Origin of the sequence: Curtobacterium sp. 22159 (genome assembly GCF_052045775.1) — a bacterium.
Taxonomy (GTDB): domain Bacteria; phylum Actinomycetota; class Actinomycetes; order Actinomycetales; family Microbacteriaceae; genus Curtobacterium.
On sequence record NZ_JBQEPN010000009.1, the window covers coordinates 107,343 to 126,470 of the forward strand.

Genomic DNA, 19,128 nt, shown 5'->3' on the forward strand with positions numbered 1-19,128 from the left:
GAGCTCCTAGTCCCCGCCGTTGCCCGCGCCGACCGCCAGCTGCTCCTGGCCGCCGTTCACCGAGACCGCGATCTTCCGCGGCTTCGCGGACTCCTTGACCGGGATGGTGATGCTGAGCACGCCGTTGTCGTAGCCGGCCGTGATGCGCTCGGCGTCGAGCCCGTCGCCGAGCGTGAGCTGCCGGACGAACGTGCCGGGCTGCCGCTCACGCGTGATCCACTGCGAGCCCTCGGGGGCGCCGAGGGTGCGCTCCGCCCGGATGGTCAGGACCGAGCCGTCCACGTCGATGTCGACCGAGCCCGGGTCGATGCCCGGCAGGTCGACGTCGAGGACGTAGTGGTCGCCGGTGCGGTACAGGTCCATCGGCATCGAACGGGGTCCGGCGGAGCCGAGCAGGGAGCCGGCGAGACGGTCCAGCTCGCGGAACGGGTCGAAGTTCATCGTCATCGGAATCAACTCCTTCGTGTCTGTCATTGAGTCCCCTCGACTCAACTGTCTTCGTTTTAGCACTCGACCCTCAGGAGTGCCAAAAGATCGCTCGGAATCCGCTCGGAACCGGGCTCGGGCGACGGCGGTCAGTCCTCCCCAGTGGGTGGGGACGGAGTCGGTTCTGACAGCGACGCATCAAAGGGACGGCCCGCGCTCTGGCGCCGCTACGGTCTGGCCATGCGGGTCGGGGTCTACATCGACGGGTTCAATCTCTACTACGGAGCACGCAGCATCTGCGGGCGGTCCACTCCAGGCTGGCGATGGTTGGACCTCCGCGCACTGTCCGAGCGCGTACTCGCCGGGCCGGGTGCCTGCTGGGTCGACGACCCCGAAGTCGAACGCGTGGTGTACTGCACGGCGCGGGTGAACGGTGCGGACAACGTGGGCGGACAGCGAGACCAGGACACCTACCTCCGCGCACTGCACCGGCACGGGGCCGTCGACGAGGCCGCCATGGGCCAGTACGTGTCTCGCGTCGCGACCGCACCCTTGGCGACACCGGACCGGCGGGGACGCCCGCAACTCGCGCGCGCGAGCTGGCCGCTCCAGGTCCGTGACGACGAGGGCGTCGACGTGCCCGGGGCGACCTTCATGGCTTCGGTGGCACGTCGCGAGGAGAAGGGGTCAGACGTGAACGTCGCTTCGCACCTGCTCATCGACGTCCTGACGGGACGTGTTGACGCAGCGATCGTCATGAGCAACGACAGCGACCTCGAGTTCCCGATCCGGTTCGCTCGGGGGCACGTGCCGCTCGGACTCGTGAATCCGACGCCGGGGTACCCGGCGGGGAAGCTGAGCGGCGATCCCGGCGACGGGGTCGGAGGTCACTGGTGGTACCGGCTCAACGCGACGGACCTCCGTGCAGCGCAGCTACCAGAGCAGATCGACCACATCCGGAGACCCCGCGGCTGGTAGCGTGTACTCATACCGCTCGGCCCCTCTGGGGCCGAGTTTTCTTCTTCCGGCGATCAGTTCGACCGCCGTATGCGAGGGGTCGCAGCGGTGCGGACGCCGACGAGGACCGCGAGTACGGACCCGACCGTCAGGACCGCGCCGGCGACCGGGACGACCACCGGGCCACCCGACGGACCGGACGACAAGGCGGCGGAACCGATCAGCGGCGCGAGGGCGATCCCGACGTACATGGCCGTGGAGTACCAGGACAACGAGATCCCGGCTGCCTCGGGGCGGAGCTCCACGAGGAGGTGCTGCAGCGGCACGACCGCCGCGAACGCCACGACGCCGACGGCGAAGTACGTCAGGGCGGCACCGATCGGGGTGCCGTCCGTGGCGGAGAGCACGGCGAGCACGACCGCCTGCGCCGTCAGCGTCCCCACGAGCACGCGCGTGGTCCCGAGCCGGTCCACCAGGCGGCCGGCGACGAGGTTCCCCACGACGCCGCCCGCTCCGTAGACGAGGAGCAGGACGGCGAGCATGCCCGTGTCGGAGCCGACCGCCCGCGACGTGACCGCAGCGCTGAACAGGTACACGAGGTTGAACGCGGTCGTCAGGAGCACCGATCCGACGAGGGCCGCGCCGACGCCGGGACGCCGGAGGACGCCGAGCCGCTCGGTCATCCCGACCGCGGTACCGCTCGGGACGTTGCGCACGAGCACGAGGATCGCCGCGGCCACCGCGAAGGCGCCCACCGCCAGGACGGCCAGCGGGAGCCGCCATCCGCCGACGCCGGCGAGGGCCGTGCCTGCCGGTGAACCGACGGCCGTGGCGAACGTGAACCCGAGCGCGACCGTGCCGATCGCGCGGCCGCGTCGCTCCGCCGGCACCATGGTCGGCGCCGCGGCGGTGGCCGTCGGGACGAGTGCGGCGCCGCCGACGGCTGCCAGCGCTCGACCGACGTCGAACACGCCGACGCCGGACGCGGCGGCCGCGACGCCGGTGCCGACCCCGATCAGCACGAGGCCGGCCGCCATCAGGTGTGCGCGGTCGACGCGGGCGAGCAGGATCGAGACCGCGGGGGACCCGAGGGCGACGATGACGGCGTAGAGGGTGATGGACAGGCTGACCTGGGACTGGGGCGCCCCGAGCGAGCGGGCGATGTCGGGCAGGACGCCGGCGATGACGAAGGCGTTGGTGCCCACGACGAAGAGTCCGGCCGCGAGCACGCTCAGCCGGACGGTGGCCGAGCCGGAGTCGTACGATGGTTCGACGGATGTCATACGGTCAGCGTACGTCCTCCGTTCGATGATTGTCGAACTGTTTTTCGGAGGACGTGTGCCCGACTACCCCGTGCCGTCGATGGACGAGGTGCAGCTCGTCGACGTGATGCGCGCGCTCGCCGACCCGACGCGGCTCCGCATCGTGCAGATCCTCGCCGACGGGAAGCCTCGACCGAAGGCCGTCGAGCTGTGGGACGTAGACGTCACGAAGGCGACGATGTCGCACCACTTCCGGATCCTCCGCGAGGCCGGACTGACCCGGACGATCGTCGATGGCCGTTCGCACGCCATCCAGCTCCGGCGCGACGAACTCGACGCCCGGTTCCCAGGGCTGGTCGCGGCGGTCACCGGTGGAGGCGCCGGTCACTGAGCCGCCGGCGCCGGGGTGAATTACACGGAAGTAGTTCACGTGCTCGAACTGTTCGATGCGCGAACCGTACAGAACACGAATAGTTCGTTGCGCTGATCGTTCAGTTCGTGAAAGTCTTCTGATCGTCCGCAGGGGACAGCAAGGAAGCAGGAAGGCGGTATCGAAATGCACAGCACGTACACCGGGATGCCGCGACAAGCACGCCTCGGCGGGACGCACACCCGCGTCGGCCTGACCGACCCCGCCGTGATCGACGCGTACGTCGAGCGCCGCATCCAGGACCCGTCGCTGCTGTCGAGCCGCGCCGAGCCGTCCTACGCGGACTTCTTCACCGCACCCGCAGCGTAGGGTCCGGCCCACCCGACCCCGACCTCCAGGCAGAGAGAACACCTGACCAGATGCCGCTGACCGTCGTCCGCCGTGAGCACATGCACCTCTACGCCCGGGAGCCCCGGTCGCGTGCCGCGAAGAGCGCCGTCGACGCGCTCCTCCGGCTGCAGCACGCCGAGGAACAGCAGCTCGAGCAGGCCCGGTCCGAGAGCGGCCTCACCAAGAACGAGTTCCTCGCCGTCCGGTACATGCTCCAGGCGCACCGTGACGGACGTCCGATGGGGCCGAAGGACCTCGCCGTGATGCTCAACGTGTCCAACGCGTCCGTGACGAAGATCGTCGACGGACTCGTGGACAAGGGCGACTTCGTCCGCGCCCCGCACCCGACCGACCGCCGGGCCCAGGTGCTCGAGCCCACGGTGCAGGCAGCGGAGAAGATCGACGCGTCGTACGCCCGCTTCCACGAGGCCGTGGTCGAGGTGATGGACCACCTCTCCACCGAGGAGAACGACGTCCTCGCACGTTGTCTGTCGCAGATCACCGAGGCGCTCGCGGACGGTGCGCCCGTGCCGGTCGACGAGTACACGGTCGATCCGGACGGGATCGCGGAGCCGTACGACTCCTGATCCGACGGCCGGGTGGCGGGGTCGAGCCGCGCCTCCCGGAAAAAACCTTCCAGCGGTAAGTTGGGGGGATGACGCAGCCTGCCGACGACGAAGCGGCCGCACCGCGACGCGGTGGGTACCGGAAGGGTGCCGAGCGTCGGGCGCAGATCCTGGACGAGATGATCCGGATGGTCGCCGACCAGGGGGTGGACGCGTCCTCGCTCCGATCGGTCGCGGAGGCGCTCGGCATCACCCACGCCGCGCTCAGGCACTACTTCCCGAGTCGTGACGAACTGCTGCTCGCCGTCTACCGCGAGCACGAGGTGCGGGAACAGAGCGCTCCGGACCGCATGAAGTCGGCCATCGGGGACATGCGGGAGAGCGCCTCCCGGAACCGGGCGGTCCCAGGGCTCGTGCAGCTCTACACGACGCTCGCGGCCGACGCGGTGCAGGAGGGGCACCCGGCCACGCGGGAGTTCATGCGCGAGCGGTTCACCCGACTCCGAGCGGACCTCGCGACGCTGATCGAGGCGGACCAGGCCGCCGGACGGATCCGGGCGGACCTCGACCCCGCCGACCTCGCGAGCCTCAGCATCGCCGCGTCCGACGGCTTGCAGGTGCAGTGGCTGCTCGACCCGGACGCCGTCGACGGCGAGCGGGTGCTCCGCCTGCTCGAGCAGATCGTCCCTCCCGGCCGCTGACCCCGCCACCGTCAGCGGTCTGCCACACTCCAGGCATGAGCACGGAGCCAGCACCGGACGGCATGGTCCGTCCGCGGATCGGGATCGTCGGTGTCGGCCGCATGGGCTCCGCGGTCCTGCGCCGACTCCTCGGTACCGGGTGGACGGTCGCGGCGCACGACCTGGACCCCGGGCGCGACTCGGAGGTCACCCGGGCGGGAGGCCGGTGGTGTGGCGACCTCGTCGAGCTGGTGCGGTGGGCCGACGTCGTGCTCACCGTCCTGCCCGACGGCGACGTCGTGCGCGACGCACTGACGGGGGAGGTGCTCGCCGCTGCCGGGCCCGGAACGGTCTGGGTCGACCTGACCTCGGGAGCCCCCGACACGACACGGGCCCTCGCGGAGCGTGCCGCCGCGCAGGGGGTGCTGCTGCTCTCGGCGCCGATCGGGGGATCGCCCGACGACGCCCTGCACGGCCGGCTGCAGTTCTTCGCCGGTGGCCCGCCGGAGGCGCTCGTCGCTGCGCGTCCCGTGCTCGAGACGCTCGCCCGCCCGGGTGGGATCCGTGTCGTCGGCGAGGACGCGCCCGCGACGCAGACGGTGAAGCTGCTCGTGAACGCGCTCTGGTTCGCCTCCGCCGTCGCCACCGGCGAAGCGCTCCTCGTCGCACAGGCTGCGGGGATCGAACCCGGGCGGATGCAGGAACTCCTGTCCGGGACGGCCGGGGCGAGTGCTTTCTCCGACGACCACTTCGGCCGGTACCTCGGCGGCGACGACCTCGAGACCTTCGGCATCGACGGTGTCGTCACGGAGCTCCGGAACCTCCGGGCTGCTGCGGGTGACCTCCGCACGCCGGTGCTCGACACGTCCCTCCGACAGCACGAGGACGCCCTCGCGCACTTCGGGCCGGCGCTCGGTGAACTGCTCGGTGTCCGGCTCCTCGAAGAGCAGAACGAGCGGTCGCTCCGCGGCTGCTGACCCGGGCCGTCGTGGCGGAGGTGAGCCGCGCCTCCTGGCTCGTGCACGTGGAAGGGCCGGCCCCGACGGGACCGGCCCTCCCACGAAGTGAGGGACTACGCCGTGAGCACCGCGGCCGACGGATCGAAGTCCTCCGGCAGCGGCGGGATCGCGTCCACCGTCGACGTGATGTCCACCGCGGACCCCGACTCCGCCGCGTCGCGGATCCCCAGGAGCACGTCGAGGACGTGCAGCGCGACCGCACCCGAGGCGCGTTCCGGCCGGTCCTCGGCGATGGCCCGGGCGAGCTCGACGACGCCCGTGCCCCGGCCCCAGGTGGAGCCGACCGCCTCGAGCGTCTCGGGCTCCTCCTGGCCGTACCGCCAGAGCCGGGAGGCGCCCTCGAACGTGTTCGGGTCCGGCAGCGAGATCGTGCCGAGCGTGCCGTTGATCTCGACGAAGCCCATGCGCGGCAGGGCGTGCTGGAACGAGAACGTCGACTGCGCCGACTGGCCGCCGGCGAACTCGATCAGGGCCGCGTGGTGCGTGGGCACCTCGACCGGGAACGTCTCGCCGGCCCGGGGGCCGGAGGCGATGGTGCGGCGGTCGAGGGACTTCGACGACACGGCCTGCACGCGCGAGGCGGTGCCGAAGGCGTGCACGAGCGTCGTCACGTAGTACGGGCCCATGTCGAACAGGGGGCCGGCGCCGGTGGCGAACAGGAAGTCCGGGTTCGGGTGCCACGCCTCGGGTCCGGGGACGTGGAACAGCGTCGTGGCGGTGAGCGGCTCGCCGATGTCACCGCGGGCGATGGCGCGGAGCGCGGTCTGGATGCCCGCACCGAGCACGGTGTCCGGCGCGGTCGCGACGCGGAGCCCCTTGGCCTTCGCGGACGCCAGGACCGCGGCTGCCGAATCGTGGTCGGTCGCGATCGGCTTCTCGCTCCAGACGTGCTTCCCGGCGTCGATGATCTGCTGGTCGACCTCGGCGTGCGCGGCGGGGATCGTCAGGTTGATCACGATCGAGACGTCGTCACGGGCGAGGAGCTCCTCGACCGTGCCCGATGCGCCGACGCCGTACTCCGCCGCCTGGGCAGCGGCGCGGTCGAGCAGCACGTCGGCGACGAAGCGGACCTCGACATCGGCGAACTTCGTCAGGTTCTCGAGGTACTGCGTGGAGATGTTGCCGGCACCGATGATGCCGATCCCGACACGGGTCACTTGTCGTTGTCCCGGAGCCACGCGAGCGACTCGGCGATGCCCTCGAAGACGTCACCCTTGTACGCGTCGAACTCGACGACGCGGATGGCCTGCGGTGCGGCGGCGAGGATCGCGGGGACGTCCACGTCGCCCTGGCCGGCCGGGGTCTGGTTCTCGAACGCACGCTGGAGCGCCTCGGGCACGATGAGCGCGCTCTCGGACGAGGGCAGCGCGGTGCGGATGTCACCGTCGACCTTGCCGTCCTTGACGTGGATCGCGACGACGCGGTCGCCGAGGCTGCGCAGCACGGCGGGGGCATCGGCGCCGCCGACGGTCGCCCAGAAGGTGTCGACCTCGAGGACGGTCTCCGGCGAGAGCTGCGAGACGAAGAGCTCGTAGACGGTCTTCCCGTCGACCTTGTTCGTGAACTCCCACTGGTGGTTGTGGTAGCCGAACCGCAGGCCACGAGCGGCGGCCTCGGCGGTGAGGACGTTCACCCGCTCGGCGATCTTCGCCACGTCGTCGGCGGTCTGCCAGCGGTCCGTCGGGATGAACGGGTCGATGACGGTGGTGATGCCGAGGCGCTCCGCGGCGTCCCAGATCGGGGCGGTGTCCTCGGCGTCGATCACGGCGACGTGCCCGGACGGTGCGGCCAGGCCGGTGTCGGCGAAGGCCTTCTCGAGGTCTGCGGCGCGCTCGACGAACGCGTACGGCTCGACGTTCTCGTAGCCGATCTCGCGCACCCGGGCGATGGCCTTGTCGAGGTCTTCGGCGATGGCGTCGCGCAGCGAGTAGAGCTGCACAGAGGTGGTGGGCATTGCAGAGGCTCCTTCGGTCCTGTCTGGGTGTCGCGGCCCGTCGAGGAGGGAGGCTCCGCGGCGAGGTCGAGAACGACGCTACCCCAGAAACCACCCGGTGTGTAGTTTTGTGCGGTTCGTGACGGCCCACTTGTGGTGGCGGCGGTCGAAACGGTTCGATGGCGGCATGCAACGCACGCGGGTCGACGGGGACCGCACCGAACTCGCCGGGTGGCGGAACGCGATCATCGTGGCCTTCGCGATCGGCGGCGTGAGCCTGGCCGCATGGGGACCGCGTCTGCCCGAACTCCGCGCCGCGCTGGGCGTCGACGTCGGCACGATCGGGCTCATGCTCGGAGGCGTCACGGTCGGCTCGATCGGTGGCCTGCTCAGCGCGGCACCACTGCTGCGCCGGCTCGGCGGCCGACGTGCGCTCACCGCCGTGGTGGTGCTGGTGCCGGCGGCGATCGCCGTCGTCGGTCTGGCGGCAGCGCTCCACTCCGCCCCGCTCGCGGCGGTCGGGTTCGTCGTCGCCGGTGCGGGCATCGGCGCGCTCGACGTCATGGCGAACATCGAGGGCACGGCCATCGAGGCGCTCGCCGGACGCACGCTGCTCCCGTTGATGCACGCGGCCTGGTCGGGAGGCGCGGCCCTCGGCGCCGGGATCGCCGCCCTCTGCGCGTGGCTGGGCATCTCCCCGTCCGCCCAGCTGCTCGGCGAGGCCGTCGTCATCCTCGTCGTGGGCGTGGTCGCCCTGCGCGGCATCCCCGACGGCACCCGTGCCGAGGAACACGACGACACCCTGTCCACGGGACGACGTCTCCGGCAGTGGGCGAGGGGGTGGGCGGACGCCCGACTCCTGCTCATCGGGCTCGTGATGCTCGGCGTCGAACTCGGCGAGGGGTCCGCGAACAACTGGCTCGCCCTCGCCACCACCGACGGGCACGGGCAGACCGCGGCCGTCGGCGCCCTCTTCTTCACGGTGTTCGCGGTCTCCGAGGCCGCGACGCGGGTCTTCGCCGGACCCGTCGTCGACCGGCTCGGCCGGGTCAGCACCATCCGGTGGACCACGGCGCTGGGCATCGTCGGAGCGGTCCTGTTCATCGTCGGCGGCACGTGGTGGCTCACCCTCGTCGGCGTCGTGCTGTGGGCGGTCGGCGTCTCGATGGGGTTCCCGCTCGGCATGTCCGCGGCCGCCCAGAGCGGGCCGAACCCTGCCGCCCGGGTGAGCGTCGTCGCCTCGATCGGGTACTTCGCGAACTTCGCTGGCCCGCCGGTCGTCGGTGCGATCGCCGAGCGGGTCGGTGCGCTCGGTGCGCTGTGGCTCGTGGCCGTGTTGTTCGTCGCGGCGTTCGCCGCGTCGGGTTCGCTCCGACCGGTGGTGCGACGCGACTGACGACGGACAGGAGGCGCGGTGCCGGTCGCGGGGCGCGCCTCCCGGTCGGTCTGGATAGCGTGGACGGATGCTCCACGCCGACCAGCCGACCTGGGACCCACCTGCCGGACGCATCGCCGGCACCGCCGACGGGTCCGTCGCCCGTGCACTCGGGATCCCCTACGCCCAGGCGGAGCGGTTCGCGCCTCCCGAGCCGATGCCGACGTTCGACGAGGCGTACCCGGCGACCGCCCCCTCGCCCGTCGCTCCCCAGCCGGAGGCGACGTTCGTGGACCAACTGCTGCACCCGGTCGAGGGGCTCGTCGTCGACGAGCACTGCCAGCACCTGTCGATCACCGTGCCCGCGGACGTCGAGGCCGGCGAGCAGTTGCCCGTCATGGTGTGGATCCACGGCGGCTCGTACGTCATCGGTGGCGGCGACCTGCCGATCTACGACGCACGCGACCTCGTCACCGAGCAGCGCGTGGTGTTCGTCTCGGTGACCTTCCGGCTCGGCCTCCTCGGGTTCCTCGGCGACGGCGAGCGCGTCCCGGCGAACCTCGGGCTGCTCGACCTCGTCGAGGCGCTGCGCTGGGTCCGGACGAACATCGCCGCGTTCGGCGGCGACCCCGACCTCGTCACGGTGTTCGGACAGTCCGCCGGAGGTGACGCGGCGGCCCACCTCATGATCAGCGAGGGTGCAGCCGGGCTCTTCCGACGTGCGATCATCCAGAGCGCACCGCTCGGGCTCTCCCGCGGCCGGGCGAGGATGAACCGGGCGATGCTCCGGGCGATCGGCGTGGTGCACCCGGACACGCCGCTCGACGAGGTCCTCGAGCGGCAGGCGCTCGGGACGCGTGCCGCGGCACCGTTCGGCCTGCCCGGTGGGATGCCGTTCGGCACGCAGTACGGGTACGCGCCCCTGCCCGCCGAACGGGACACCGACCGTGCGTGGAGCGCTGTCGCACCGGACGTCGACGTCCTGATCGGGTCCGCCTCCGACGAGGCGGGCATGTACGTCCCGCTCGTCCCCGGCCTGCGCTCCGTCGCCCGGCTGCGTGCGGTCCGGCCGTTCCTGCGCTGGCTGCTCGTCCGGCCGCTGTCCGACGTGATCTACGGTCGCGACGTCCGGCGGTTCACCGAACGCCACCGGGCAGCGGGTGGGCGGGCGACCTCCTACCGACTGCACCGCGGCGTCACGACCGAGCCGACCGGAGCGGTGCACATGAGCGACCTGCCGCTGCTGCTCGGCGGTCACGACGCGTGGGCGGGTACCCGCTTCGTCCGGGAGCAGGACTGGCCCGAGGTCGAGCGGCGCGGGCGAGCGTTCCGGGCGATCTGGGCGGAGTTCGCACGCACCGGCAGGGTGACCGCCGCAGACGACGAGACACTGACGTTCGACCGGGATCCAGCCGCCGCTTGACGACCGTCGCGTGATGACCGTCGCCCCCAGAACTGGCGGTCGCGGGCCCTGCCGGCGCCGCGGAGAATCGAGCGCATGCCCGAGTCCGACGCCGACCTGCGCGCCCGTATCGTCACGAGCGCCATCGAGGCGTACCGCGCCGCCGACTTCCACTCGGTCGGACCCGCCGAGGTCGCCGCGCACGCCGGGGTCCCCGAGCTCGAGGTCCGACGGGTCTACCCGATGTGGGAGCTGCTCGTCGTCGCCGTGACCGACCGGTGGAACAACGGCAACCGCCGTGCGCTCTGGGGCATCGCCGAACGCTCCGGAGCGGTGGCGTACCTCCGGGCCCGACTCGAGGCAGGCCGTGACGAGCCCGCACTCGTGCGCCTCCGGGTCGCCCTGCTCAGCGCCGCGTCGAGCCCGGACCACCCCGCTGCCGGATGGTTCCGCGGCCAGTACACGCATTCGTTCCAGGACCTCACCCTCGCCCTCGCGCGGGACGTCGTCGCCGGGCGCGAACCCCGCGGCACCTCGCCCCGGCACGCCGCCGAGCAGCTCGTCGCGTTGTACGAGGGGCTGCAGCTCCAGTCGCTCCTGCGGGAGGACAGCGAACCGCTCGCCGGCTTCGACCGCGCGGTCGCCCGGATGCGCGCCGGGTGGGCGGCGGCAGCCGTCAGCGCCTGAGCGGCGGGGGCCGTCGGCGCCTGAGCGGCGGGGGCCGTCGGCGCCCGAGCGGCGTCCGGGAGGCGCGGCGCGGCTCTGCCACGGCACAGCGCGCACCTGGCATGGTCGGCTGATGGAGTACACGGACTACGACACCCGGCTCGCCGCCTACGGCGTGATCACGGACGGTGACCACGTGCTCCTCGCCAAGCTGCGCTTCCCCGAGGCCGGGACGTGGACGCTGCCGGGCGGCGGCGTCGAGTTCGACGAGACCGTGGAGCAGGCCGTCGTGCGGGAGATCCGGGAGGAGACGGGGTTCGAGGCCGCCGTCGGTGACCTGCTCGGCATCCGGCACCACATCGTCCCCGCCGAGCGGCGCATCCACGCCAACGGCCGGGCGATGAAGGCCGTGCAGGTCGTGTTCCGGGCGTCGATCACCGGCGGCGCGCTCCGCTCCGAGGAGGACGGGTCCACCGACGAGGCCGCGTGGGTGCCGGTCGCGGAGCTGCCGCACCACCGCCACGGGCTCATCGTCCCGATCGCCCTCGGCTGGGCGGGAGCGCTCTCCCGCTGACGGGATCAGCCCGGGACGAGCCGCACGAACGGCGCGGTCAGTCCTCGATGACGCTCAGGACGTTGCCGGACGGGTCGGTGAACCACGCGATGAGCGGACCGCCCTTCCGGTTCACGCCCTTCTCGTCGGTCATGCCCTCGTAGGGCAGGAACGACACGCCCTTGCCGGTGAGCTCCTCCACCGCGGCGTCGACGTCCGGCACCGGGAAGTTCAACACCGTGAACGATGCCGCCTCGTGCGCGGGCCCCTTCGGGTACACCAGCACACGGTGTCCACCGCCGAGGTGCAGGAAGAGCATGCCGTGGTCCTCGCTGACCTCGACCCCGAGGACGTCCTCGTAGAACGCCCTCGCCTCGGGCACGTCCCGCACCGAGAACCCGCTGAACGCCTTCGTCGCATCGACCATGCGGCAAGTGAACCACCCCCGCCGACGGTCGGTGCACTCTGCCAGGATGAACGCGTGCTCCCGCCCGAGATGTCCGTCGACGAAGCGGTCCAGCGTGCGATCGAGCTCGCCCGCGACGACCGCCGCACGGTGCTCGGCATCGCCGGGGCGCCGGGTGCGGGCAAGTCCACGCTCGCTCGGCGGGTGGTGACGGCGGTCGACGCAGCCCTGGGCCCCGGGACGGCCGTGCAGGTCCCGATGGACGGCTTCCACCTCGCCAACGCCGCACTCGACGCCCTCGGCCGGCACGACCGCAAGGGCGCGATCGACACGTTCGACGGCGACGGGTACGTGGCACTCGTGCGTCGCCTCGCCGACTCGGGCACCGACGGTCTCCCGCCCGACGGTCCGATCGTGTGGGCGCCGGACTTCGACCGGCGCGTCGACGAGCCCGTCGCCGGGAGCATCGCCGTCCCGCCGGCCACGAGGCTCGTGGTGAGCGAGGGCAACTACCTGCTCGACGACAGCGAGCCCTGGAACGTGCTGCCCGAACTGTTCGCCGAGACGTGGTTCTGCACGGTCGACGACGCGGTCCGGATCGATCGCCTCGTGGGTCGGCACATGCGGCACGGCCGCGACCACGAGGCGGCCCGCAGCTGGGCGGTCGAGGTCGACGGCGTGAACGCGGCGAGGGTCGCTGCCACGGTGAGCCGCGCCTCCAGGACCGTGCGGACCTGACCACCGACCGACGAGACGACCACGACAGGAGCGACCATGACCATCGCACTCACCGGCGCGACCGGACACATCGGGGGCGCGGTCGCGCGGGCGCTCGCCGACGGCGGCGTGCCGTTCCGCATGATCGTCCGGGACGCGGCCCGCGCGCCGCAACTCCCGGGCACACAGGTCGCCGTCGCGTCGTACGGTGACGCCGAGGCGAGCCGGGCGGCCCTCGAGGGCGTCGACCTCCTGCTCATGGTCTCGGGCGCGGAGGCCGTCGACCGCCTCGCCCAGCACCGTTCGTTCGTCGGCGCCGCAGCGACCGCCGGGGTCCGCCACGTGGTCTACACCTCGTTCGTGGGCGCTGCAGCCGACGCGACCTTCACGCTGGGGCGCGACCACTGGGCGACGGAGCAGGCGATCCGGGCGACCTCGATGGCGCACACGTTCCTCCGCGACTCCTTCTACCTGGACTTCGTCGAGGACCTCGTCGGCGAGGACGGGGTGATCCGCGGGCCGGCCGGCGACGGCGCGATGGCCGCCGTTGCCCGGGCGGACGTGGCGCGCGTCGCGACCGAGGTCCTCCGGAACCCCACGGCGCACCTGGACCGGACGTACGAGTTGACGGGTCCTGCGGCGATCACGCTGCGGGAAGCGGCGGCGACCGTGTCCGAGGTCCGCGGTCGTGAGGTCACGTACCACCCGGAGACCGTCGAGGAGGCGTACGCCTCGCGTGCGCGGTGGGACCCCGAACCGTGGCAGGCGGACGCCTGGGTGAGCACCTACACCGCCATCGCCGAGGGGGCGTTGGCACGCGTGACGGGGGACGTCGAGCGGGTCACCGGGCGTCGGCCGCTCTCCTTGCGCGAGGTGCTGGTCGACGGCTGACGCGGCGGCCGCTCGTCGGGCGAGTCGGCGACGCGCGTGCCGCGCCGCGTGTGCGCCGACGCCTGCGCCGCGCCGACGCCCGCGTGCGCCGCGCCGCCGTCAGGAGACGCGCCGCGCCGCGATCGTCCCGGCGATCCCGAGGGTGAGCACCGCGACGAGCACGACGAGCAACGGGGCCGTCCAGCCCCCGGTCGCCCCGTGCAGCGAACCGGCCACCAGCGGGCCCGCGGACCCGATGAGGTACCCACCGCCCTGCACGAACGCCGACATCCGACGGGCGTCGGCGTCGCTCGAGACGATCCGCACGATGACGATGAAGACCACCGTGATGCCGCCGCCCTGGGCCGCACCGCCGAGCACCGACCAGAGCAGCCACGCCTGGGGCGCGAACAGCAGCCCGAGCGGCATCGCGAGCCACAGGAACGCGACGAGGGCGATGATCGCCCGCGGACGCCACTTCGACGCGAGTACCGGGACCCCGAGCGCACCGACGACCGCGAGGATCTGGAACACCGACGAGCTCGCACCCGACGACGCCTTCGAGAAGCCGATGTCGTCGTGCAGCAGCGTGGGGATCCACGCCGTCAGCGCGTAGTACGAGAACGCCTGCCCACCGAACGCGAGCGTCAGCCCCCAGGTGATGAGGCGCCGCGCGGGCCGGACCGGCTCCGCGGGCTCCGCCGTGGGTGTGGGCTGCACGGTGCGGATCGCGCCGGTGTCGAGCACCTGGTCGATCGGACCGGTCACGGGCAGGGGTTCGGCCGGGCTGTCGGGCGACGGCCGGAACCAGGCGGCGCGACCGACCGCGAAGGTCCACGCGGCACCGGCGATCACCGCGAGGACGGCCCACACGGCGATCGCGACCGGCCAGCCCCACGCGGCGGCGATCGGAGCAGTGCCGAGCGACGTGATCATCGACCCGACGTTGAGCGCCGACGTGTACACGCCCGTGACGAGCCCGACGCGCTCGGGCGAGGTGTCGCGTCGGATCACGACGGGGATGACCACGTTGCCGATCGTGATGCCGATGCCGATCACCGCCGTGCCGACCAGCAGCGCCGCGGCGGAGGGCATCGACCGGACCACGGTGCCGGCGAGCACGATCACGAGCGACAGGGAGAGGGCCCGTTCGGGGTCGGCCTTGGCGATCACCCAGCTCGCGAACGGCGTCGCGAGGGCGAAGGACAGCACGGGGATCGTCGTGAGCAGCCCCGCGACCGTCGCGGAGAGACCGAGGTCGACGCGGACGTCCCCGATGACCGGAGCCGGTGCGACGATCGGGCCGCGGAGGTTCAGCGCGACCAGGACGATGGCCGCCGGCAGCACCCACGCAGCGCCGCGCAGGCCCCGACGCGCGAGGTCGTTCACGACGAGGGCAGCAGGATCGGCAACAGGTCGAGCGGCGTCGCGGCCTGCGCGATGGTGCCCGCGGCCTCGGCGGGCGAACCGTAGCCCCACTCGGCGAAGACGACGGGGACGCCGTGCACCGCCGCCCCCTCGACGTCGTGCACGCGGTCACCGACGAGGACCGGGCGGCTGGTGTCGAAGCCGCGGTCGCGCAGTCGGCGCAGCGCCTCCTCGACGACGTCGGCCTTGGACGACCGCACCTCGTCGTCGCTCGCACCGGTGATGATGTCGATGTCCCCGGTGAGGCCGTAGTGCTCAAGGATGTACGTCGCCGGCGTCTCGGGCTTGCTCGTCGCGGTCGAGATCGGCAGCCCGGCGTCGTGGAGGGTCCGGAGCACGACGTCGATCCCGGGGAACATGGCCGAGTCGAGGGCGCCGTGCGAGAAGTAGTGCTCGCGGTAGACGGCGAGCGTCCGTTCGGCCTGCTCGGCGTCCATCCCCAGGGCGGTGGTGAACGTGTCCATGATCGGGGGACCCACGAACGACATGAGCGTGGCGTGGTCCGGCACCGGGACGCCGACCTTGCGGAACGTGTAGGTGAGGCTCTCCAGGATGCCCGGCGCGGAGTCGCTGATGGTGCCGTCGAGGTCGAAGAGGATGGCGCTGAACGGGCTGGTCATGTCCTGCCCAGCCTAGCCGGACGGCTGTCGCGACCTCCCGGGGTGCCGGACGTGCGCGGAGTGCCGCACCGCGCCTCCCGTCAGAACAGGCGCGTGTGCCCGCCCTCGATGCCGCGCATGGCGTCGTAGTCGAGCACCAGGACGCGGATCCCGCGGTCCTCGGCGAGCGTCCGCGCCTGCGGGGCCACCGTCTGCGCGGCGAGCACTCCCTGCACCGGGCGCAGCAGCGGATCGCGGTTCATCAGCTCGAGGTACCGCGTCAGCTGCTCGACCGCGTCGATGTTGGCGTTGCGCTTCATCTCCACGGCGACGCTCGCGCCGGAGTGGTCCCGCGCGAGGATGTCGACGGGGCCGATCGCGGTCATGTACTCGCGGCGGACCAGGGTGTGGCCGTCGCCCAGCAGTTCGATCTGCTCGGCGAGGAGCTGCTGCAGGTGCGCCTCGACGCCGTCCTTCACGAGCCCGGGGTCGACGCCGAGGTCGTGGGTCTCGTCCGCGATGACCTCGTAGAGGCTCACGATGAGCTTGTCCCGCGTCTTCTTCTGCGTGACGGTCCAGACCTGGTTGATGCCGGCGCTCGCCTGCTCGTCGTCCGGCTCGGCGATCTCGATCGAGCAGGGCGGGCTCATCCAGTTGAGCGGCTTGTAGCTGCCGCCGTCGGAGTGGACGAGCAACGAGCCGTCGGCCTTGAGCATGAGGAGACGGGTCGCGAGCGGCAGGTGGGCCGACAGTCGACCGGCGTAGTCGACGGAGCAGCGGGCGATGACGAGACGCACCCGGGAAGCCTAACGGGAGTCGCGACCGCCCGAGGTGCCGCCCGCCGTGCGCGCCGTGTGCCCCGAGTGCGCCGATTCCGCCGTGTCCGCCGTGTCCGTCGTGTTCGCCGCGTCCGTCGTGTCGTCCTGGAGGCGCGGTGCACCCCCGTCCCGCTCCTCGCCAACCGGCGTGGCCGGTCGGGCGGCGGCGCCGCGCTCGCGGGCAGCACCAGACGCGAGTCCCGCCGCGATGATGAACGCGAACACGACCAACAGCGCGTGGAGCAGCCCGACGTGCTCGCCGAGGAACCCGATGAGCGGCGGCCCGGCGAGGAACGCCATGTACCCGATGGTGGCGACGGCGCTGACCCGGAGCGCGGCGCTGCGGGGGTCGTCGGCGGCGGCGGACATGCCCATCGGGAAGCCGAGGCTCGCGCCGAGACCCCAGAGCACCACGCCGACGATCGCGACCGGCACGCTCGGGACGAAGATCAGCAAGCCGAGCCCGACGACCGCCACGGCGGCGCTCGCCCGCAGCACGGGGACGCGTCCGAACCGGTCGATGAGCGGGCTGCCGGCAACCCGGCCGACGGTCATGGCTGCGAGGAAGACGGTCAGCACCGCGGAACCGGCGGCGTTGCCGAGTCCGTGGCCGTCGATCATCGCCAGCGGGAGCCAGTCGTTGGCCGACCCCTCCGCCAGGGCCATGCCGAGCACGATGACGCCGATGAGGATCGTCGACGGCTGCGCCCACACCTGCCAGCGCGTGACCTGCGTCGGCACCGGGCTGGTGTCGGTCGCGGTGTGCTCCCCGAACCGGTGCTCGTCGCCGAACCGGGTGACAGCGACGAGCATCGCGCCGCTGGTGACGACGACGAGCACGGTGAAGTGCCAGACGACCGGGACGTCGAGCGCCTCGGTCAGGGCGCCGAGGCCGGCGCCGGCGAGGGTGCCCACGCTGAACGCGGCGTGGAAGAGCGGCATGATCGTGCGGCCACCGGCCTTCTCGGCGGCGGCCCCGGAGACGTTCATCGACACGTCGCACAGTCCGTTGCCGAACCCGAACGCGATGAGCGCGATCCAGATGGCGACGAAGCCCCAGCCGAGGGTGACGGCGAGTCCGGCGAACACCATGCCGGCCGCGAGGCATACCGCGGCGACCTGGACGCCCCGACGAGCGCCGAGCTTCGCGACGATGTGCCCGGCGAAGGTCAGGCCGGCGATGGAGCCCACCGCCATGCCGAGCACGAGCATGCCCATCTCGAACGTGCTGGCGTGCAGGGAGTCGCGGACGCTCGGGATGCGCCCGAGCCACGTCGCCATGACGAGGCCCATCAGCGTGAAGACGACGAAGACCGAGGTGATCCAGGACCGTGTGGAGGGTGCGGTACGGAGTGTCGGCGTCGTCATCGTGGTCCCATCGAGCTGCGGTGCATGGAGCGTGTCGCGGTCGGGTCGAATCGATTCGACCGCTGTTTCGGGCTACGCTAACGGGCGATGGACGAACCGGCAACAGGACCCGGCGCGTCGCGGTCCGAGCCCTCCCGCGTCGACGCCGCGGACGGCCCGCGCCCCGAGGCGGCTGCTCGCCCGCCCCGGCCGACCCTCGCCGCCGTGGCACGGGCGGCGGGTGTGGCGCCGTCGACCGCCTCGCTCGCCTTCAGCGGCAGCGGTCCGGTGTCCGAGGACGCCCGGGCACGCGTCCTCGCGGCTGCTGCGGAGCTCGGTTACGGCGGCCCCGACCCGCGCGCCAGGTCCCTCCGTCGCGGTCGCTCGGGCGTCATCGGGGTCGTGATGGACGAACGGCTCAGCGATGCCTTCCGTGACCCGGTCAACGTGCTCACGCTCGACGGCATCGCCGAGGTCGCCGGAGCAGCGGGGGCATCCCTGTTGCTCGTCCGGAGCCCGCTCGACGACGAACGGGGAGCGGTGCCGCTCGTGGACGCGCCGATGGACGCCGTGGTCCTCGTCGGGTGCAACGTCCGCATCGACCCCGCGGTCGCCGTGCTCCGGCGCCGTCAGATCCCCGTCGTCGCGATCGAGGCCGACGACATCGAGGGTGCGGTGCCGATCCAGCTCGACAACCGCGAGGCCTCCCGGCGGGCCGCAGCCTTCCTCCGGGACCTCGGGCACGGTGCCGTCACGGTCGTGTCGCTGCCCCTCGACGGATCGCACCGCCGCGGACCCATCGACGCCGAGCGCGAGGCCGAGGGGATCGCGTTCACCTCGCTCGAACGCCTCCGCGGGGTGCGGGGCGTCTACCCGGACGCGGTCGCGATCGAGGCCGGCGGCAGCTCCGTGGAGGAAGGCCGGATCGCCGGCACGGCCCTCTTCGCCCCCGGGGGACCCCGACCTACCGCGGTCATCGCGCAGAGCGACGTCCTCGCCGTCGGGGTGATCTCGGCGGCACTCGACGCCGGACTCCGCGTGCCGGAGGACGTCAGCGTCGTCGGGTTCGACGGCATCACGGTTGACGACAGCCTGTTCCACCGCACCCGGATCCGACAGCTCACGACGCTCGTGCAGCCGTTCGTGCAGAAGGGTCAGGCGGCCGCGCGTGCGGCGCTCGCCATGCTCGAGGGCGGCGAACCACAGGCAGCGGCGTTCCGTTCAGAGCTGCGGATCGGCGACACGACCGGGCCGCCGCGCGCCGACTGACCCGCGGGCGCGGGCGGGCGGGGGCATCGGGAGCGGTGGCGGTCTCGGCGTGGCCGACTCGGTACGACATTGTCG

22 protein-coding genes are annotated in these 19,128 nt (G+C 72.4%); 13 read left to right on the forward strand and 9 right to left on the reverse strand.

What is annotated here, in order from left to right; translation table 11 throughout:
- Positions 1-6: 6 nt before the first annotated feature.
- Complete coding sequence (locus ACTJKO_RS11925; RefSeq protein ID WP_440689063.1) at positions 7-447, reverse strand: Hsp20/alpha crystallin family protein; 441 nt, start codon at positions 445-447, stop codon at positions 7-9.
- A gap of 219 nt (positions 448-666) precedes the next feature.
- Here ACTJKO_RS11925 and ACTJKO_RS11930 point away from each other — a divergent pair, with 219 nt between their 5' ends.
- Positions 667-1,404 carry an NYN domain-containing protein gene (locus ACTJKO_RS11930; protein ID WP_440688921.1) on the forward strand — a complete coding sequence of 246 codons (738 nt, stop codon included), beginning with the start codon at positions 667-669 and terminating at the stop codon, positions 1,402-1,404.
- Between the two features lie 53 nt (positions 1,405-1,457).
- Here ACTJKO_RS11930 and ACTJKO_RS11935 read toward each other — a convergent pair whose 3' ends face one another.
- Entirely contained in the window at positions 1,458-2,666 is a 1,209-nt protein-coding gene (locus ACTJKO_RS11935) for an MFS transporter (RefSeq protein ID WP_440688923.1), read from the reverse strand.
- Between the two features lie 55 nt (positions 2,667-2,721).
- Here ACTJKO_RS11935 and ACTJKO_RS11940 point away from each other — a divergent pair, with 55 nt between their 5' ends.
- The 5 genes from ACTJKO_RS11940 (at position 2,722) to ACTJKO_RS11960 (ending at position 5,628) form a co-directional block, all read left to right on the forward strand.
- The gene (locus ACTJKO_RS11940; protein ID WP_440688925.1) at positions 2,722-3,036 is read left to right on the forward strand and encodes an ArsR/SmtB family transcription factor; all 315 of its coding nucleotides are present in this window, start codon (positions 2,722-2,724) and stop codon (positions 3,034-3,036) included.
- A 165-nt stretch (positions 3,037-3,201) separates the two neighbouring features.
- Positions 3,202-3,384: a hypothetical protein gene (locus tag ACTJKO_RS11945; RefSeq protein WP_440688927.1), complete on the forward strand. Its 183-nt coding sequence runs from the start codon at positions 3,202-3,204 to the stop codon at positions 3,382-3,384.
- Positions 3,385-3,434: 50 nt separating this feature from the next.
- Positions 3,435-3,992 carry a MarR family winged helix-turn-helix transcriptional regulator gene (locus ACTJKO_RS11950; RefSeq protein WP_440688929.1) on the forward strand — a complete coding sequence of 186 codons (558 nt, stop codon included), beginning with the start codon at positions 3,435-3,437 and terminating at the stop codon, positions 3,990-3,992.
- 68 nt (positions 3,993-4,060) lie between these two features.
- Positions 4,061-4,672 carry a TetR/AcrR family transcriptional regulator gene (locus ACTJKO_RS11955; RefSeq protein ID WP_440688931.1) on the forward strand — a complete coding sequence of 204 codons (612 nt, stop codon included), beginning with the start codon at positions 4,061-4,063 and terminating at the stop codon, positions 4,670-4,672.
- A gap of 35 nt (positions 4,673-4,707) precedes the next feature.
- The gene (locus ACTJKO_RS11960; RefSeq protein WP_440688933.1) at positions 4,708-5,628 is read left to right on the forward strand and encodes an NAD(P)-dependent oxidoreductase; all 921 of its coding nucleotides are present in this window, start codon (positions 4,708-4,710) and stop codon (positions 5,626-5,628) included.
- 95 nt (positions 5,629-5,723) lie between these two features.
- Here ACTJKO_RS11960 and ACTJKO_RS11965 read toward each other — a convergent pair whose 3' ends face one another.
- Positions 5,724-6,827 (reverse strand): Gfo/Idh/MocA family protein, encoded by a 1,104-nt coding sequence (locus ACTJKO_RS11965; RefSeq protein ID WP_440688935.1) that lies wholly within the window; start codon positions 6,825-6,827, stop codon positions 5,724-5,726.
- On the reverse strand, positions 6,824-7,624 hold the full coding sequence (locus ACTJKO_RS11970; RefSeq protein ID WP_440688937.1) for a sugar phosphate isomerase/epimerase family protein: 801 nt from the start codon (positions 7,622-7,624) through the stop codon (positions 6,824-6,826). The genes ACTJKO_RS11965 and ACTJKO_RS11970 overlap by 4 nt, the downstream gene beginning before the upstream one ends.
- Before the next feature lie 166 nt (positions 7,625-7,790).
- Between ACTJKO_RS11970 and ACTJKO_RS11975 the strand changes: the two genes are divergently transcribed.
- The 4 genes from ACTJKO_RS11975 to ACTJKO_RS11990 all read left to right on the forward strand — a co-directional run bounded on the left by ACTJKO_RS11975 (position 7,791) and on the right by ACTJKO_RS11990 (position 11,620).
- Positions 7,791-8,999, forward strand: coding sequence for an MFS transporter (locus tag ACTJKO_RS11975; protein ID WP_440688939.1), 1,209 nt, complete (start codon positions 7,791-7,793; stop codon positions 8,997-8,999).
- Between the two features lie 67 nt (positions 9,000-9,066).
- Entirely contained in the window at positions 9,067-10,401 is a 1,335-nt protein-coding gene (locus ACTJKO_RS11980; protein WP_440688941.1) for a carboxylesterase family protein, read from the forward strand.
- 75 nt (positions 10,402-10,476) lie between these two features.
- Positions 10,477-11,067, forward strand: a complete 591-nt coding sequence (locus ACTJKO_RS11985) for a TetR/AcrR family transcriptional regulator (protein ID WP_440688943.1) — start codon at positions 10,477-10,479, stop codon at positions 11,065-11,067.
- 112 nt (positions 11,068-11,179) lie between these two features.
- Positions 11,180-11,620, forward strand: a complete 441-nt coding sequence (locus tag ACTJKO_RS11990) for an NUDIX hydrolase (RefSeq protein WP_440688945.1) — start codon at positions 11,180-11,182, stop codon at positions 11,618-11,620.
- Positions 11,621-11,657: 37 nt separating this feature from the next.
- Here the strand turns inward: ACTJKO_RS11990 and ACTJKO_RS11995 are convergent, their stop codons facing one another.
- A complete protein-coding gene (locus ACTJKO_RS11995) occupies positions 11,658-12,026 on the reverse strand; it encodes a VOC family protein (protein ID WP_440688947.1) in 369 nt (122 codons plus the stop codon).
- A 69-nt stretch (positions 12,027-12,095) separates the two neighbouring features.
- Between ACTJKO_RS11995 and ACTJKO_RS12000 the strand changes: the two genes are divergently transcribed.
- Positions 12,096-12,743 (forward strand): nucleoside/nucleotide kinase family protein, encoded by a 648-nt coding sequence (locus ACTJKO_RS12000; protein ID WP_440689065.1) that lies wholly within the window; start codon positions 12,096-12,098, stop codon positions 12,741-12,743.
- Between the two features lie 36 nt (positions 12,744-12,779).
- Positions 12,780-13,613 carry an SDR family oxidoreductase gene (locus tag ACTJKO_RS12005; RefSeq protein ID WP_440688949.1) on the forward strand — a complete coding sequence of 278 codons (834 nt, stop codon included), beginning with the start codon at positions 12,780-12,782 and terminating at the stop codon, positions 13,611-13,613.
- A 99-nt stretch (positions 13,614-13,712) separates the two neighbouring features.
- Here ACTJKO_RS12005 and ACTJKO_RS12010 read toward each other — a convergent pair whose 3' ends face one another.
- The 4 genes from ACTJKO_RS12010 to ACTJKO_RS12025 form a co-directional block, all read right to left on the reverse strand.
- On the reverse strand, positions 13,713-14,981 hold the full coding sequence (locus ACTJKO_RS12010) for an MFS transporter (protein WP_440688951.1): 1,269 nt from the start codon (positions 14,979-14,981) through the stop codon (positions 13,713-13,715).
- Positions 14,978-15,640 carry an HAD hydrolase-like protein gene (locus ACTJKO_RS12015; protein ID WP_440688953.1) on the reverse strand — a complete coding sequence of 221 codons (663 nt, stop codon included), beginning with the start codon at positions 15,638-15,640 and terminating at the stop codon, positions 14,978-14,980. The genes ACTJKO_RS12010 and ACTJKO_RS12015 overlap by 4 nt, the downstream gene beginning before the upstream one ends.
- Before the next feature lie 80 nt (positions 15,641-15,720).
- Positions 15,721-16,416 (reverse strand): endonuclease NucS, encoded by a 696-nt coding sequence (nucS, locus tag ACTJKO_RS12020; RefSeq protein WP_440688955.1) that lies wholly within the window; start codon positions 16,414-16,416, stop codon positions 15,721-15,723.
- Positions 16,417-16,425: 9 nt separating this feature from the next.
- Complete coding sequence (locus tag ACTJKO_RS12025) at positions 16,426-17,805, reverse strand: MFS transporter (protein WP_440688957.1); 1,380 nt, start codon at positions 17,803-17,805, stop codon at positions 16,426-16,428.
- Positions 17,806-17,892: 87 nt separating this feature from the next.
- On the opposite strand from ACTJKO_RS12025, the gene ACTJKO_RS12030 reads away from it, so the two are divergent.
- The gene (locus ACTJKO_RS12030; protein ID WP_440688959.1) at positions 17,893-19,053 is read left to right on the forward strand and encodes a LacI family DNA-binding transcriptional regulator; all 1,161 of its coding nucleotides are present in this window, start codon (positions 17,893-17,895) and stop codon (positions 19,051-19,053) included.
- The last annotated feature ends 75 nt before the right edge of the window (positions 19,054-19,128 follow it).

Coding starts and splice junctions, on each gene's coding strand:
- ACTJKO_RS11960 (WP_440688933.1), top strand. CDS start 4,708: ATGAGCACGGAGCCAGCACCGGACGGCATGGTCCGTCCGCGGATCGGG.
- ACTJKO_RS12005 (WP_440688949.1), top strand. CDS start 12,780: ATGACCATCGCACTCACCGGCGCGACCGGACACATCGGGGGCGCGGTC.
- ACTJKO_RS11995 (WP_440688947.1), bottom strand. CDS start 12,026: ATGGTCGATGCGACGAAGGCGTTCAGCGGGTTCTCGGTGCGGGACGTG.
- ACTJKO_RS11955 (WP_440688931.1), top strand. CDS start 4,061: ATGACGCAGCCTGCCGACGACGAAGCGGCCGCACCGCGACGCGGTGGG.
- ACTJKO_RS12015 (WP_440688953.1), bottom strand. CDS start 15,640: ATGACCAGCCCGTTCAGCGCCATCCTCTTCGACCTCGACGGCACCATC.
- ACTJKO_RS12000 (WP_440689065.1), top strand. CDS start 12,096: ATGTCCGTCGACGAAGCGGTCCAGCGTGCGATCGAGCTCGCCCGCGAC.
- ACTJKO_RS12030 (WP_440688959.1), top strand. CDS start 17,893: ATGGACGAACCGGCAACAGGACCCGGCGCGTCGCGGTCCGAGCCCTCC.
- ACTJKO_RS11980 (WP_440688941.1), top strand. CDS start 9,067: ATGCTCCACGCCGACCAGCCGACCTGGGACCCACCTGCCGGACGCATC.
- ACTJKO_RS11945 (WP_440688927.1), top strand. CDS start 3,202: ATGCACAGCACGTACACCGGGATGCCGCGACAAGCACGCCTCGGCGGG.
- ACTJKO_RS11985 (WP_440688943.1), top strand. CDS start 10,477: ATGCCCGAGTCCGACGCCGACCTGCGCGCCCGTATCGTCACGAGCGCC.
- ACTJKO_RS11950 (WP_440688929.1), top strand. CDS start 3,435: ATGCCGCTGACCGTCGTCCGCCGTGAGCACATGCACCTCTACGCCCGG.
- ACTJKO_RS11935 (WP_440688923.1), bottom strand. CDS start 2,666: ATGACATCCGTCGAACCATCGTACGACTCCGGCTCGGCCACCGTCCGG.
- ACTJKO_RS11930 (WP_440688921.1), top strand. CDS start 667: ATGCGGGTCGGGGTCTACATCGACGGGTTCAATCTCTACTACGGAGCA.
- ACTJKO_RS11990 (WP_440688945.1), top strand. CDS start 11,180: ATGGAGTACACGGACTACGACACCCGGCTCGCCGCCTACGGCGTGATC.
- ACTJKO_RS12025 (WP_440688957.1), bottom strand. CDS start 17,805: ATGACGACGCCGACACTCCGTACCGCACCCTCCACACGGTCCTGGATC.
- ACTJKO_RS11975 (WP_440688939.1), top strand. CDS start 7,791: ATGCAACGCACGCGGGTCGACGGGGACCGCACCGAACTCGCCGGGTGG.
- ACTJKO_RS11970 (WP_440688937.1), bottom strand. CDS start 7,624: ATGCCCACCACCTCTGTGCAGCTCTACTCGCTGCGCGACGCCATCGCC.
- ACTJKO_RS11925 (WP_440689063.1), bottom strand. CDS start 447: ATGACGATGAACTTCGACCCGTTCCGCGAGCTGGACCGTCTCGCCGGC.